The 13843-nt window shown below is 52.8% G+C and carries 22 protein-coding genes; 17 read left to right on the top strand and 5 right to left on the bottom strand.

What is annotated here, in order from left to right:
- Positions 1 to 244, top strand: a 244-nt coding sequence (locus A6U95_RS31355; RefSeq protein ID WP_206744301.1) for a hypothetical protein, incomplete at its 5' end; no start/stop codon positions are given.
- Positions 245 to 367: 123 nt separating this feature from the next.
- On the opposite strand, the gene A6U95_RS25210 is transcribed toward A6U95_RS31355, so the two are convergent.
- A complete protein-coding gene (locus A6U95_RS25210) occupies positions 368 to 622 on the bottom strand; it encodes a helix-turn-helix domain-containing protein (RefSeq protein WP_343227247.1) in 255 nt (84 codons plus the stop codon).
- A 94-nt stretch (positions 623 to 716) separates the two neighbouring features.
- Here A6U95_RS25210 and A6U95_RS25205 point away from each other — a divergent pair, with 94 nt between their 5' ends.
- The 12 genes from A6U95_RS25205 (at position 717) to A6U95_RS25150 (ending at position 6312) form a co-directional block, all read left to right on the top strand.
- A complete protein-coding gene (locus tag A6U95_RS25205; protein WP_083196459.1) occupies positions 717 to 1421 on the top strand; it encodes a helix-turn-helix transcriptional regulator in 705 nt (234 codons plus the stop codon).
- Positions 1422 to 1623: 202 nt separating this feature from the next.
- On the top strand, positions 1624 to 1944 hold the full coding sequence (locus tag A6U95_RS25200; protein ID WP_065686468.1) for a hypothetical protein: 321 nt from the start codon (positions 1624 to 1626) through the stop codon (positions 1942 to 1944).
- Positions 1945 to 2019: 75 nt separating this feature from the next.
- Entirely contained in the window at positions 2020 to 2316 is a 297-nt protein-coding gene (locus A6U95_RS25195; protein WP_065686467.1) for a hypothetical protein, read from the top strand.
- A gap of 100 nt (positions 2317 to 2416) precedes the next feature.
- Positions 2417 to 2785, top strand: a complete 369-nt coding sequence (locus tag A6U95_RS25190; protein WP_065686466.1) for a S24 family peptidase — start codon at positions 2417 to 2419, stop codon at positions 2783 to 2785.
- A 27-nt stretch (positions 2786 to 2812) separates the two neighbouring features.
- Positions 2813 to 3193, top strand: a complete 381-nt coding sequence (locus A6U95_RS25185; RefSeq protein WP_065686465.1) for a hypothetical protein — start codon at positions 2813 to 2815, stop codon at positions 3191 to 3193.
- Complete coding sequence (locus tag A6U95_RS25180) at positions 3183 to 3398, top strand: hypothetical protein (RefSeq protein WP_065686464.1); 216 nt, start codon at positions 3183 to 3185, stop codon at positions 3396 to 3398. Before A6U95_RS25185 ends, A6U95_RS25180 begins: the two co-directional genes overlap by 11 nt.
- On the top strand, positions 3389 to 3574 hold the full coding sequence (locus A6U95_RS25175; RefSeq protein ID WP_065686463.1) for a hypothetical protein: 186 nt from the start codon (positions 3389 to 3391) through the stop codon (positions 3572 to 3574). Before A6U95_RS25180 ends, A6U95_RS25175 begins: the two co-directional genes overlap by 10 nt.
- Positions 3571 to 3864, top strand: a complete 294-nt coding sequence (locus tag A6U95_RS25170) for an ANR family transcriptional regulator (RefSeq protein ID WP_065686462.1) — start codon at positions 3571 to 3573, stop codon at positions 3862 to 3864. Before A6U95_RS25175 ends, A6U95_RS25170 begins: the two co-directional genes overlap by 4 nt.
- Positions 3857 to 4726, top strand: a complete 870-nt coding sequence (locus A6U95_RS25165; protein ID WP_065686461.1) for an ORF6N domain-containing protein — start codon at positions 3857 to 3859, stop codon at positions 4724 to 4726. The genes A6U95_RS25170 and A6U95_RS25165 overlap by 8 nt, the downstream gene beginning before the upstream one ends.
- Positions 4723 to 5115, top strand: coding sequence for a hypothetical protein (locus A6U95_RS25160; RefSeq protein WP_065686460.1), 393 nt, complete (start codon positions 4723 to 4725; stop codon positions 5113 to 5115). Before A6U95_RS25165 ends, A6U95_RS25160 begins: the two co-directional genes overlap by 4 nt.
- Positions 5112 to 5363: a pyocin activator PrtN family protein gene (locus A6U95_RS25155; protein ID WP_039995829.1), complete on the top strand. Its 252-nt coding sequence runs from the start codon at positions 5112 to 5114 to the stop codon at positions 5361 to 5363. The genes A6U95_RS25160 and A6U95_RS25155 overlap by 4 nt, the downstream gene beginning before the upstream one ends.
- A gap of 127 nt (positions 5364 to 5490) precedes the next feature.
- Positions 5491 to 6312 carry a pyridoxal phosphatase gene (locus A6U95_RS25150; RefSeq protein ID WP_065686459.1) on the top strand — a complete coding sequence of 274 codons (822 nt, stop codon included), beginning with the start codon at positions 5491 to 5493 and terminating at the stop codon, positions 6310 to 6312.
- A 384-nt stretch (positions 6313 to 6696) separates the two neighbouring features.
- On the opposite strand, the gene modC is transcribed toward A6U95_RS25150, so the two are convergent.
- The 4 genes from modC to A6U95_RS25130 form a co-directional block, all read right to left on the bottom strand.
- A complete protein-coding gene (modC, locus tag A6U95_RS25145) occupies positions 6697 to 7800 on the bottom strand; it encodes a molybdenum ABC transporter ATP-binding protein ModC (RefSeq protein ID WP_024530540.1) in 1104 nt (367 codons plus the stop codon).
- Positions 7801 to 8490: a molybdate ABC transporter permease subunit gene (modB, locus tag A6U95_RS25140; RefSeq protein WP_065686458.1), complete on the bottom strand. Its 690-nt coding sequence runs from the start codon at positions 8488 to 8490 to the stop codon at positions 7801 to 7803.
- The gene (gene modA / locus A6U95_RS25135; protein ID WP_065686457.1) at positions 8487 to 9260 is read right to left on the bottom strand and encodes a molybdate ABC transporter substrate-binding protein; all 774 of its coding nucleotides are present in this window, start codon (positions 9258 to 9260) and stop codon (positions 8487 to 8489) included. The genes modB and modA overlap by 4 nt, the downstream gene beginning before the upstream one ends.
- A gap of 149 nt (positions 9261 to 9409) precedes the next feature.
- Positions 9410 to 9553: an AcrZ family multidrug efflux pump-associated protein gene (locus tag A6U95_RS25130; protein ID WP_021180335.1), complete on the bottom strand. Its 144-nt coding sequence runs from the start codon at positions 9551 to 9553 to the stop codon at positions 9410 to 9412.
- A gap of 179 nt (positions 9554 to 9732) precedes the next feature.
- Here A6U95_RS25130 and modE point away from each other — a divergent pair, with 179 nt between their 5' ends.
- The 4 genes from modE to A6U95_RS25110 all read left to right on the top strand — a co-directional run bounded on the left by modE (position 9733) and on the right by A6U95_RS25110 (position 13742).
- Positions 9733 to 10524: a molybdenum-dependent transcriptional regulator gene (gene modE / locus A6U95_RS25125; RefSeq protein ID WP_065686456.1), complete on the top strand. Its 792-nt coding sequence runs from the start codon at positions 9733 to 9735 to the stop codon at positions 10522 to 10524.
- Between the two features lie 90 nt (positions 10525 to 10614).
- Complete coding sequence (gene modF, locus A6U95_RS25120; protein WP_065686455.1) at positions 10615 to 12084, top strand: molybdate ABC transporter ATP-binding protein ModF; 1470 nt, start codon at positions 10615 to 10617, stop codon at positions 12082 to 12084.
- A 120-nt stretch (positions 12085 to 12204) separates the two neighbouring features.
- Positions 12205 to 12777 (top strand): cysteine hydrolase, encoded by a 573-nt coding sequence (locus A6U95_RS25115; RefSeq protein ID WP_065686454.1) that lies wholly within the window; start codon positions 12205 to 12207, stop codon positions 12775 to 12777.
- Positions 12778 to 12923: 146 nt separating this feature from the next.
- Complete coding sequence (locus tag A6U95_RS25110; RefSeq protein WP_065686453.1) at positions 12924 to 13742, top strand: CPBP family intramembrane glutamic endopeptidase; 819 nt, start codon at positions 12924 to 12926, stop codon at positions 13740 to 13742.
- Positions 13743 to 13843 lie beyond the last annotated feature (101 nt).

Below are 13843 nucleotides of genomic sequence, written 5' to 3'. Positions count from 1 at the left end.
AGATGTGTATAAGAGACAGTTCATGTATCATCTTGCTAGTACATTCCTGTACTACTTTGCTGATACGTGGTTCTGGCTTTCTGGTGAGTTCCGACCTGCCGTTACCTCCTCCGCCTTTTCTGTTAACCCCATGCTCGCCTTTGAGCGCTGGGTGACGTACAACCTCAACCGGGTGTTGGCCTCATGCCTTGCCCTGTTCTCCTGTCTGAATGACACCGGCTCTTCGTCCCATGCAGCCTGGTAGATATCTGCATACAACGTCACAATCTTGCGCCGGGCGGATGCGGTAAACTTTTCAAGCTGCCCCTGTATCCATTCGGCATCAGCGGGGCAATACACCGCAGGCATAACCGCCCTGGTGTACTGATCAGGCCCCCGCTGATTCATTGGTAGGCTCAGGAACAGGGAAGATATCGGGAAGATCCGGGCGGATTTCGTGGGCTTTAGCCTCACCATTCGACGCACGGGAGATGGCCACTACATAATCAGCCTTGACCCTGCTACCATTGAGCCAACGAAATACGGCGGGCTGAGATACTCCGCAAGCCCTTGCAAGCGCAGCCTGCCCCCCCGCTATCTCAATTGCTTTTTTGATATATGGGTTAATCACATTTAATACCATAAGTTATTTATCAATTCTTGGATGATAGCACTAGCATAACTTATTGCAATAACTTATTGTATTTGCCTACCAATAACTAAAGGTATAGGATGCAATGATGAAAACTACCTTATCGGAACGTCTGTCACTCGCAATGGAACTCACTGGGACTACCCAGGGTATGCTTGCTGACAGGGTTGGCGTATCCCAACCATCTATTTGGAAACTCGTTTCAGGAAAAACCAATTCCAGCCGAAAATTAGTCGAAATTGCGCGCGAACTGAAAGTTCGTCCTGAGTGGCTAGCTAGGGGTGAGGAACCCATGTGGGAGGAAAAAACGGCCCCCAGAGAAGCGCGCGAAGAATCTGTTAACCACCAAGACAACTATGGTTCACGATCTGGTGATGAGGTTGAGGTTCCTTTCCTAAGTGACATTGATTTTATTGGCAGTGATGGTGTCTTTTCTACCGATGGGCAGAAACCCCTTACGCTCACCTTTGCTAAGAGGCTATTGCAAAAAGCTGGTGCGGAAATGGATGGTAGAGGCGTTTTGTGTTTTCCGATCAGCGGGGATGGCATGGTGCCAGCGATGCCAGATGGCAGTATCTTGGCGATCAATACCGAGGATAAGAAGATTGTGGATGGCAAAATTTACGCTATAAGTCAGAATGGATGGAAGCGTGTAAAAATTTTATACAGAACCGGCCCCAGCTCTTTAAGCCTTCGCAGCTTCAACAAAGATGAGCACCCCGACGAGTCAGCGCCCATTCAGGATGTTGAGGTTATCGGCCGTGTTTTTTGGTGGTCGGTCACCTGCTAGTTAGGACAAGTGACACTGATTCAAACCGGCAATTGCCGGTTTTTTTTTCGCCAAAAATGCCCTCAAATAACTTATTGAAATAAAAATAACCTTTGGTTTCATTAATTTATTATCTTTTTGCATGTTATAATAACTTTTTGTATTGCCATAAGTTATTGCTGCGTGTATCTTAATCTCATCGGCAAACAACGGAGCCAGTGAGATGAACAGTCAGCCATTACCCCCAGCCACATTAAAGTTAAACCAGCAAGCTTTTTGCATTCGCCAAAAGCTTAAAGATACCAATAACCACTGGGCTTACTCATTTCCAGTCACCTCTCACTACGGCAACGGTAATTATAGCTTGGTCACGGAGTGGGCTGATTGTGTTGAATACGCCTTGTATAAGCGCGTTGGTACGAATTTTATCTTGGTTGATTTTTTTTCAGAAATTAACGCTGCTTGTGATGAAGCAAAAGAAATCCTTTGCAAGATTCCTAAATTCGAAAAAGCCATATCGACAATGGCGAGCCATATTAATTAGACAGCTCTGGTCACGACGCCAATCACTAACCAGAGCCTAACCCCAGAAAACTCGAAATATTTTAAAGAGGCTGATATGAACAATAGCATGCCACAGAATAAAAAATCAAACCGGCTGAAGCTGATTGAGCCCGCCAAGTTACGCAGGGCGCAGCAAACCATTAAGCAGTTCCCTGGTTCATGGTCTTGGAAGATCTGCATGCATTTAGCAAAGCAGGCCTACGGGATTGAATGCAAAGCCCCACTGCCAGAGGTAGGTGATTGTATCGGTAATTTTGAATGTACTTACCTACGGGAAGACACAGGCGACTATGCGTTTTCCCACAAGCGTAAAAGCTCACAAATTAATTACTGTGAATATATTCCCAACTAATTAAATTCGGCATCACCGATTAGTCATATTCAGAAGTACTAATTACAACCTATCAGGTTGGGGGATAACTCAACCTGAATTCAGGATCAGGGTAATTGCTATGGTAAGAAACATTATGCAGACAGCGGTTAAAAAAGCGATGTGCGTTCGCGCTGATGTTGCAGAGCACATCAAATTTGATGGTAAGCAAGTAACTTGCCGCATGCCCGATGACACTATGTCAGGTGAAATTGAAGCTGGTGAACATCTCGCTATCGACACTACCATTAGCAGCTACATCGAAGATGGAATATTTGCTTTTTATTGGGATGGAATCTTCATGGTTAAGCGCCTGCAATTCACAGCGAAGGCTATCCGAGTAATTCCAAGCAGTAAATTCTATCAGGTTTGGGAAATAGAAGAAGGCAAAGAGCAGCCATTGTTAATCATTGGCCGCGTTATCGCTAGCCAATCTATCAGACGCCATTAGTTTTAATAACCGAAAGGGACATTAACAATGTCAAATAAAATTAATTTAATTGAAAAGAATAGACAGCGAATTGCCCTCGCCTATTTGGATTTCTGTCAGCGCCATTATGGCGGTAAGTGGGCTGATGTGCTTATTCCTCGTCGTCGTAAAGCAGTGCGTGTCGATGTGACACAAAAAAGCATTGAGGAAGTTATGCGTGTGTATATCGAAGACATGATCCGCGCTGAATTCGGTATTGCTGATGGTCAGAAACAAATCGCCATTTCATACGATGCCATGTTGAGCAGTGGAGGCAAATTAACGCCGCTTGGCGCTACCTCAATGGAAGAGGCGTTTGTCGATGCCGTGGCCTACAAGCTCCTGCATCCGGATAGCGCATTGCTGCAGGTGGTGACTAATGGCAACTAATAGCACAACTACACCACGGTCAATCGCGCATATCGCAGCTCTGGATGCAATGGCGAAGATTGCGACTCTCGCAGAGGTCGCTATGTGCCTCACGGCAAATAAAGGCGAACTGCGCGCACAGTCTGAGCTGCTTGGCGTTATCTATGACATGTGCGTCCGAGCAGAAGATGAGGCGGAACAGGAGGATCATCAGCCATGCAACTAATAGACGCCCAGTGCCGGGCAGAACAGGCAAGAGCGGTTCTTGATATGTGGCTTGAAGCGGAAATCCTCGACCACAACGAATCAGCTCTGGTGTGCGCGCTGATCACCATCTTAGACGGGGTGCCTGAGTCAATCCGGGATCACATCAATAGTCTGCCAGCAATGGGGGCTAAATGAAACTTAGCCCCTACATGCTCAACGCCAACCAGGCGGCCAAATTCGAGAAGGCTGGCCAGTTGCAACTTGCGTCCACGTTCTGGCGTCAGGCCAGCGCGGTAGCAGTGAAGCCGATAAACCGCGACTGGGCAGACGTCCGGGCGGATCGCTGTGATAAGCGTAGGACACTGGCCGCTCGCCATGAGGCTGCTCGTCAGAAGGCAATCGCCGAAAAAGAATCTAAGCGGGTCGCCGAGGCCCTCGGCAGCCACATTAACAAGACCACCAGCGGAGAAATTAAGAATGGCTAAAAAAACTGAGCTTGTGGCCGTCGAGGCCAAAGACCTGCAGATCATCGAGTATCGCGGGCAGCGTGTGGCGACCACCGAGCAGTTGGCGGTTGGGTATGGTGCGACTGAGCAGATGATCACGAATAATTTCAATCGCAACAAGACGCGCTTTGTTGACGGGAAGCATTACTTCAAGTTGAGGGGTGAAGAAGTAGAAATTTTGCGCAACTCTTTCAGCGGTGTGCAAATTTCCTCTAAAGCACGATCTCTCACGCTGTGGACTGAGCGCGGAGCTGCCAACCACGCGAAGATATTAGAAACCGATCAGGCGTGGGAATACTACAACGATCTGACCGAGTTCTACTTTACTCGCCGTGATGCCATTGCGGCACCGGTTGACGCCATGCAGTTGCTGAATGACCCATCCACGCTGCGCAGTTTGTTAATGAACTACTCAGGCGACAACGAGCGCCTCAAAGGTGAAAACCAGCAGTTAGTGAGCACAGTTGAAAGCCTGGAAAAACACTTCACCAAAGGCATGACGATCCCGGCGTTCTGCAAGTGCCTGAACGGCGTCAACATCAACAAAATGATGTGGTGGGCCTTCGAGCGCAATTGGATTTTCAACGAGCAGCGTGATCCAGAGAAAAGCGCCCGCTGGCGCGTAGCATCGTATGCGCGAGATACCTACCTCACCGAAGACGAAATGGAGATCAAGCCGCACGGTAAGGAGGCATTCACCAAGAAAACCCCTGTGCTGCTAGAGAAAGGCTGTCACCGCCTGTACGCGCTTTACATGAAAGGCGAGCTGCCAATGAAGGCAACGTGGAATGGTGAGTATAGCCACGACAAAGCAGCCTACACGCCGGAGGAAAAGCAGTGAGTAAAGATATTTTTGATGGCACTCGGCAGCCCGTAAACAGAACGGCAGCGCTAATTCTTGGTAAGGGGTTTGCCTACCGGCCGGAAAAGAAAATTCAGACGGCAGATCAGCCAAATCCTATCCGACTAAGGTTCGAGGTGCCGCCTAACCTTAAAAAATTTATCGGCAAGCAATTTGGGCGAATGATCGTAATGGGCCTTGCATACGAAAAAAGGGGGCGCTGGGTTGTCCGTTGCGCCTGCGGCACCTATACCCTTCGAAAATTGAAGGCCATCAAGAACCCAGAGAATAAGCACGATTGCTGCGAACATTGCCGCCACCTTCTTTATCTGAGGCGTGCCGATCACTTTCGCAGAACCGGAAAAGAAATTGAATGGGGTGATTTATGAACACGATGTTTTTGCTGATGGCTGAGTTTGAAAAGGTTAATATCCCCCTATCCGATATAGCCGAGAAGTATCTAGGTATGCGGCCCTCAACTGCAGATCAGAAAGCCGCCGAAGGTAAATTGCCAATTGCCACATTCCGAATCGGCAACACCCAGAAAGCACCACGCTTGGTGCATGTTCAGGACTTGGCCGACCATATCGACAAACAGAGAAAGGATGCCAAGGAGGAACTGGAACGCTGCAAATAGGTAATCATATAGGCAGTAACCCGGCACCCCAATAGCACCCCTTTAAATTATAACACCTTGATTTACATGTAACATTAATCATATGTACCATCGAGGTAATTTTCTTGCTAACTATAATGAGACCGCTATGAGCTACCGTGTTATTGCCCTCGATTTAGACGGCACTTTGCTAGACAACCAGAAACGTATCTTACCGCAGTCGCTGGCCGCGCTGGAGGAAGCCCGTGCCGCCGGAGTGAAAGTCGTGGTGGTCACCGGCCGCCATCACGTGGCTATCCATCCGTTCTATCAGGCGCTGCAAATCGATACGCCAGCCATTTGTTGTAACGGAACCTATCTGTATGATTTCCAGCAGAAAAAGGTACTGGCCTCCGATCCGCTGGCAAAAGAGCAGGCCAAGCAGGTACTGCAACTGCTCAAGCAAAGCGATATTCACGGCCTGATGTATGTGGACGACGCCATGCTGTATCAGGAGACAAGCGGTCATGTGATCCGTTCTCTAGCCTGGTCAGAGACTTTGCCGGTAGCCCAGCGCCCAACATTGTTGCAGGTCAACAGCCTGATGCAGGCGGCGGATGAGGCGCAGGCCATCTGGAAGTTTGCCACTTCACATAGCGATCTCCCGGCGCTACGCAGCTTTGCCGAAATGGTAGAAAAAGAGCTGGGCCTGGCCTGTGAATGGTCCTGGCACGATCAGGTGGACATTGCCAAAGGCGGCAACAGCAAGGGTAAACGCCTGCAGCAGTGGGTGGAGTCACAGGGGTTGAGCATGGATCAGGTGGTCGCCTTTGGTGACAACTACAACGACCTGAGCATGCTTGAAGCCGTTGGGCTGGGCGTTGCCATGGGTAATGCCGATAATGCCATCAAGGAACGTGCTGATCTGGTGATTGCCGATCACCTGCAGCCGGGGATTGCCGAGGTTATCCGTTCTCGCGTGCTGAATTAGAAAGATACCCCCTCACCCTAACCCTCTCCCACAGGGAGAGGGAACCGATCGAGTGGGCTGAAAGTATCGTGATTCTTCATGAGCACCGGCAGATTCAGCTTGGTTGAGAGGGCGATCGAGTTTGCTGAGGTGACCTCTTTATTTCCAAAAGAGCAGGGGCTAATGGCTCCCTCTCCTTTTTGGGAACCGATCGAGCTTGCTGAGGTGACCTCTTTACTTCCAAAAGAGCAGGGGCTAATAGCTCCCTCTCCTTTTTGGGGGCCGATCGAGCTTGCTGAGGTGACCTCTTTATTTCCAAAAGAGCAGGGGCTAATAGCTCCCTCTCCTTTTTGGGAGCCGATCGAGTTTGCTGAGGTGACCTCTTTACTTCCAAAAGAGCAGGGGCTAATAGCTCCCTCTCCCTGTGGGAGAGGGTTGGGGTGAGGGGCCATCGCGACTGATCGACACACTCTTGACCTGTGCATACAGCCACTGGCCGGGCCTGATAGCCAGATCGTCACGAGCCCATGGGGTGATCCGCGCCCAGAGAATGTTTTCCCCGACCGTCAGCTTCACCTCAACCTGCCCTGCTACATCGAGACACTCCACCACCTTGGCGGGCAGAATATTACGGATGCTGCTGTTGGCTGGTGGTTGTAGCACTAAAGAAACGTCGGCGGCGTTGATACGAATACGCATTTGGCTGCCCACCGGCGCCTCAATACCGCCGACCCACAGCCGCTGATCGCCCAGTGCCAGCGCGGTCATGGCATAGCGCGGGTGATGCTCAATCACGCTCACACTCAACACGCTGCTCTGATCTTCACGCTGTAGCCAAGGCCGCAGCGCGCTGCTGGCCCAAACCTCCTCCAACCCACCGTACGCCCGCACCTGGCCGTGATCCAACACCATCACTTGCTCTGCAAGGCGCAAGATCTCGTCCATGCTGTGGCTGACATAGAGGATGGGGATGTTGACGTCCTGCGCCAGTCGCTCCAGATATGGCAGCAGTTCACGCTTGCGCGGCATATCGAGTGAGGCCAGCGGCTCATCCATCAGCAACAGTTCCGGCGCGGTCAGCAGCGCCCGACCAATCGCGACGCGCTGTTTCTCACCGCCGGACAGGGTCAAAGGCAAACGGTTCAGCAAAGGCGCAATCCCTAACAGCTCGACAATGCTGTCAAACTGGCCGCGCATACTGGCCGCCATGCCGTATTGCAGGTTGCCGCGTACGCGATAATGCGGGAACAGGCGCGCATCCTGGAAAACATAGCCAACCCGGCGTTTTTCCGGTGGCAAACAGACACCGCTGGCGGTATCCACCAGCGTGCGGCCATTCAGCACAATACGCCCCTGCTGCACCAGCGTCAGGCCACCGATGGCATTGATCAAGGAAGTTTTGCCGGCCCCGGAAAGCCCGAAGATCGCGGTGATCCCCTGAGCCGGCAGATTAGCCTGCACATTGAGATTGAGATCGCCAAGCTGCTGGGAGAAATCCAGTTCTAACATCTATAAGCCCATACGCTTGCGGCCCCAGCGGGCCAGCCATTCAGAAACCATCAGGGCAGCCAGTGCCAGCACGATGGCAATCACGCACAAACGCGCTGCCGCCGATTCGGCCCCTGGCGTTTCGATCAGGGTGTACATTGCCAGCGGGATGGTACGGGTTTCACCGGGGATATTGGAAACAAAGGTGATAGTAGCGCCAAACTCACCCAAAGAGCGGGCAAAGGCCAGCACCACGCCAACGATCACGCCGGGCAGCGAAAGCGGTAAGGTGATGGTGAAAAACACCCGCCACGGGTTGGCGCCCAAGGTGCGGGCCGCCTGTTCCAAACGGGTATCCACCGCTTCCAGCGACATGCGGATAGCCCGCACCATCAGCGGGAATGCCACCACCGCCGAAGCCAAGGCAGCACCACGCCAGCTGAAACTGAAGCTGAAACCAAACCAGTTGTACAGCCATTCGCCGATAAAGCCGCGCCGCCCCATGGCGATCAGCAGCAGATAGCCCACCACCACCGGTGGCAGGACTAACGGCAGATGAATAATGCTATCCAACAACGATTTACCGGGAAAATTGCAGCGAACCAGGATCCAGGCCATCAAAATACCCAGCGGCAAACTGCAGATCACCGCCAGGCTGGACACTTTCAGGCTCAGTTCAACCGCCTGCCACTCATACTCACTTAATATCATTTACGCGGGGTGAATCCATAACGTTCGAAGATAGCCGCAGCGGCCGGAGTCTTCAGGTAATCGTAGAAAGCCGTCACGGCTGGCGTCTGGTGATCTTTAACGATGGCCATTGGATACTCAACCGGCTTGTGGCTGTCTTCCGGGAAGATGGCAATCACTTTGACCTTGTCGCTGGCCACGGCGTCAGAGCCGTAAACGATGCCCAACGGGGCTTCTTCACGCTCAACCATGGCCATGGCGCTACGCACATTATTAGCCCGCGCCAGCTGAGGTTCCAGCGTGGTCCATGCCCCCAGGTTCTGCAACGCTTCTTTGGCGTAGATGCCCGCAGGTACATGATCCGGATCGCCTACGGACAGGCGGCCACCGTTGAGCAATTTGGCCCAGTCGGTTTGCTTGTTGATAGTGATTTTATCTTGTTTGGCTGCTTTGGCGGCGATCAGCACCAGTTCGTTTCCCAACAGGGTATAACGGGTGTCTTTCACCATCTGCTGCTTATCGATGGCGTAATCCATCCATTGCTGATCGGCAGAGATAAACATGTCCGCAGGCGCCCCTTGCTCAATCTGGCGTGCCAGCGTTGAGGAGGAAGCAAAAGAGGAGACGACTTCGACGTCTTTGCCTTTCTGGTATTCGGTGGCGATATCCTGTAAGGCGTTGGTCAGCGAAGCCGCGGCAAACACGGTGATTTTCTCTGCCGCAGAAACCTGTGCCACCAGCCCGCAAGCTAATGCCACACCGCCAACCCAGTTAATCCATTGCTGTTTCATTGTTTTCTCCGCAAGTTAACTCTCATCACATCGCTATGTAAAAAATAATATAACGCAGCGAGAACGATTGTCATGCGGTTTATCGGCAAAGCGAGAGATAACTTGAGAAATACCCGCCAAGAGAGCTCAGCGGGCATTTGGGAGGGGGATTAGCTGCGGTTTTCTTTAGGATGGCCAACTTTGGAGAAGATGTTGAACACCTCGCCCAAGCCATAAATCAAGCCTAAAATAATGGCCATCACTACTGGCACCATTACCACGGCAAACAACAGACTTTTCAATAATTCTAACATCGTAGCCTCACTTGACTGCTTTAAACCGCTGCGTAGGTTTCACTGTAAACCAAAACGCAGGCGAAAACGCGGTTATTTTACCGACTGAGGGAAATTTGTAACCGGCTAAACGTGCTCAGTTGGCGCTTTGCGGCAAATCGGCGACAATAGCCTGACTTACTGCCTTATAAGGACCCATCATGCAGGCCGAGATCCTCCTTACCTTAAAGCTGCAGCAGAAACTGTTCGCTGACCCACGCCGCATCGCGCTGCTCAAGCAAGTGGTGCATACCGGCTCGATCAGCCAGGGAGCCAAGCTGGCGGGGATCAGCTACAAAAGCGCCTGGGATGCCATCAATGAGATGAATCAGCTGGCCGAGCAAACGGTGGTCGAACGCGCTACCGGCGGCAAAGGCGGCGGTGGCGCGCAGGTGACCCGTTATGGCCTGCGGCTGATCCAACTTTACGATCTGCTGGGCCAAATCCAGCAGAAGGCCTTTGACGTGTTGCAGCAAGACAATTTGCCGTTGGACAGCCTGCTGGCCGCCATCGCCCGTTTCTCGTTGCAAACCAGCGCCCGCAACCAGTTTTTCGGCACCGTGATTGAACGCGACCACCAGCAGGTCCAACAGCATATCAGCCTGCTGCTGGCCGACGGCCACACCCGCCTGACCGCTGCCGTCACTCAGCAAAGCGCCGACCGGTTACAGTTGACGCCGGGCAAAGAGGTGTTGGCCCTGATTAAAGCGCCTTGGGTGAAACTCAGTACCGATCCGGCGTCGACCGGCCTGGCCGATAACGCGCTGCCGGGTTGCATTGCCAGCATTCAGCCGGGTAGCGATCACAGTGAGGTTCTGGTGACGCTCAACGGCGGAGAAACGCTGTGCGCCACCGTCAGCAACCAGGAACTGGCGCAGTTGAAACTGAGCGTCGGCACGCCGGTACACGCCTTGTTCAACGCCGATCGGGTGATTGTCGCGACGTTGTGTTAAACGCAACGTCACGTTGCAGTATTGCCGATTGACATCTTTTACGCTTGCGCCTATTTCTAAAGCGAAACATTGCAGAATAGGGATTAGAAGATGTCGTCGTTGCACATTTCGCAAGGTTCATTTCGTTTAAGCGATACCCGCACGCTGGAGCTGGATCGGCTTGATATTCTGTCCGGCGATAGCTGGGCGTTCGTCGGGGCTAACGGCAGTGGGAAATCTGCGCTAGCCCGGGCGCTGGCCGGTGAGCTGACGTTGCTGAAAGGCGAGCGCCACAGTGAATTTCGCCGCGTAGTACGGATCTCCTTTGAGCAGTTGCAAAAGCTGGTCAGCGATGAATGGCAGCGCAACAATACCGATCTGCTCAGCGTGGACGAAGACGACACCGGCCGTACCACGGCAGAAATCATTCAGGAAGAACTCAACGATCCCGCTCGCTGCACGCAGTTGGCCGAGCAGTTTGGCATCACGCCCCTGCTTACGCGCCGTTTCAAATATCTCTCTACCGGTGAGACCCGCAAAACCCTGCTGTGCCGTGCCCTGATGGCCCAACCCGATTTATTGATCCTCGATGAGCCGTTCGACGGACTAGACGTCAATTCACGTGCTCAGCTCGCCGCCCTGCTTGGTGAACTTTCACAGCAGGGTTATACCTTGGTCCTGGTACTCAACCGGTTTGATGAAATTCCAGGCTTCATTGAGCAGGTCGGCGTGCTGGCCGATTGCACCCTCACCAGCCAAGGGCCACGGGAGCAGGTGATGGCCGACGCGCTGGTCGCTCAACTGGCGCACAGTGAAAATCTCAACGGCTTGACGTTGCCAGAAACCGAAGATCCCACCCAGGTCATCAGGCTGCCGGACGATCGGCCACTGATCGTTCTACGTGATGGCGTAGTAAGCTATAACGATCGCCCCATCCTCAACCAACTCAGTTGGCAGGTTAACCCCGGTGAACACTGGCAGATCGTTGGCCCGAACGGGGCGGGAAAATCCACCCTGCTCAGCCTGATCACCGGCGATCATCCGCAAGGCTACAGCAACGATCTGACGCTGTTTGGCCGCCGACGCGGCAGCGGGGAAACCATCTGGGATATCAAACGCCATATCGGCTACGTCAGCAGCAGCCTGCATCTGGACTACCGTGTCAGCTCCAGCGTGCGTAACGTGATCCTGTCCGGTTTCTTTGATTCGATAGGCATTTATCAGGCAGTTTCCGATCGTCAGCATCAGTTGACGTCGCAATGGCTGGCTCTGCTCGGGCTTGGCGCTATGGGCGATGCTCCCTTCCATAGCTTGTCCTGGGGCCAGCAACGCTTGGCTCTTATCGCCCGGGCGTTAGTCAAACATCCGGCGCTGCTGATCCTCGATGAGCCACTGCAGGGCCTGGATCCGCTAAACCGCCAGTTGGTAAGGCGCTTCGTGGATGTGCTGATCCAACAGGGCTCGACGCAGTTGCTGTTTGTTTCACACCACGCAGAAGATGCGCCGCAATGCATCACCCACCGTTTCTCCTTCATCCCTGAAGGCGATGGCTACCGCTATCAACAAGACGTTCTGGCTTAACCTACTCGGGGTGAGTGCTACAGCGCTCATCCTGGGGACATATCCGGCAACACTTCCTTCACAACGCATCACATTTGGCCTTTTATCATTAAAGGGTACAGAGACGTTTTTGGAGAAGGTATGTCCGCCGCGTTGATTATTATTGACCTGATTGAAGATCTGGCTGGCCCTAAAGGGCGGGCGAATCACTGCCGCGAACACATCGTAACGCGTGATGTAATCGCGCACGTCAATGCTGCTGCGGCCTACGCTCGGGTGCGTAAAATCCCGGTGATTTGGTTACGCACCGGTTTTGCCGATAATTACCACGATATTCCCCGACACTCGCCGCTGTTCAATCAGCTCAAACATATCGGTGCGCTGCGCTTAAGTAACGGGGGATGTCATTGGCTGGCCGGTCTGGAGGTAAAAACCGAGGATCTGTGCCTGGAAAAGAAAGGGCTTAGCGCCTTTGCCGGTAACAATTTGTTAACCTGGTTACAGCAGCATCGCTGCCACCACCTGCTATTGGGCGGGATCAGCACCCCGCTAGCCATTGAGAGCACCGCCCGGCAGGCGCACGATGCAGGTTTACAGGTAACGGTGCTACAAGATTTATGCGCCGCCCCAACGGATGAGATCCACCAGCAAAGCCTGGAAACCTTGCAGAACCTTGGGGAGGTTATGCGTTCGCAAGCCTGGATGAAGGGTTAAAACCGTTTCCGCACGATTAACTACTGTCCCGACCTTTAAATTCACCCTGTTGTGCTACTATCCCAATTAGTGCTCGTTTAACCAGACATTAACACGCCGGATTTCCGGCATTGAGCGCCGTGTATCTATTTAAAGGGATAGCTATTATGTGGGGCGTACTTTCGGCTTCGTTGTTTTTTTTGCCATTTAACCGGCTGATTGCCTCGGTAGTATTGGCTGCGGCCGCCGCAATGGGGGTTTACCATCATGTCCTGACGCCCGTTGGGCTGGGTTATCTGGCGGTTATCGCCATTGCCATCTGGCTTCATCAGCACTATCGCCAGCAGCGCAGCATCGCGCTAGCGCTGGAAGTGTTTTTAGTCGCCTGCTCAATCGCGCTGTTTTATCACCTGATACCGGGCTTCAATAACCAATTGATGGTCGATCAGGACAAAGTGGGCCCGATGAGCTCGCTGTATTCCATGTATTACAACTTCGATAAGGCACTGGTGCCCTTTCTGCTGTTAGCCTGCCTGCCAACGCTGTTTAACGCTGGCAAGCCTGACAAGCAAGTCGGCGTCAGCGCCTGGCTGATCCTGGTGCTCTGCATCCCTGCGGTGCTGCTGTTGGCGGTGGCGCTCGGTGGGCTGAAAGTTGAGCTGCACCTGCCCTCCTGGATCCTGGCTTTCATTATGGCCAACCTGTTTTTTGTTTCGATGGCCGAAGAAGCGCTGTTCCGTGGCTATTTGCAGCAGCGTCTGCGCCAGTGGCTGGGTGCCTATCCGGCACTGATTATCACCGCCTTGCTGTTTGGTGCCGCCCACTTTGCCGGTGGCACGTTGATGATGGCATTTGCCACGCTGGCGGGGGTGATTTATGGCCTGGCCTGGATGTGGAGCGGCCGCCTGTGGGTGCCCATTCTCTTCCACTTTGGGCTAAATCTGGTCCATTTGCTGTTCTTTACCTACCCGGCTTACCAATATTAGTCCCCCTCCAGGCCGGTAGATTGCTCTGCCGGCCTGCGTAGTGTAACCGCTACCACTTAACACACCCCATCGCCTTCCCTATCTCAACCGGATTATAGCCT

Origin of the sequence: Serratia sp. 14-2641, from assembly GCF_001692375.1 — a bacterium.
In the GTDB taxonomy this organism is placed as follows: domain Bacteria; phylum Pseudomonadota; class Gammaproteobacteria; order Enterobacterales; family Enterobacteriaceae; genus Chania; species Chania fonticola_C.
The sequence above is the reverse complement of the archived record's forward strand: the minus strand, read 5'-3'. Positions and strand labels throughout refer to the sequence as shown.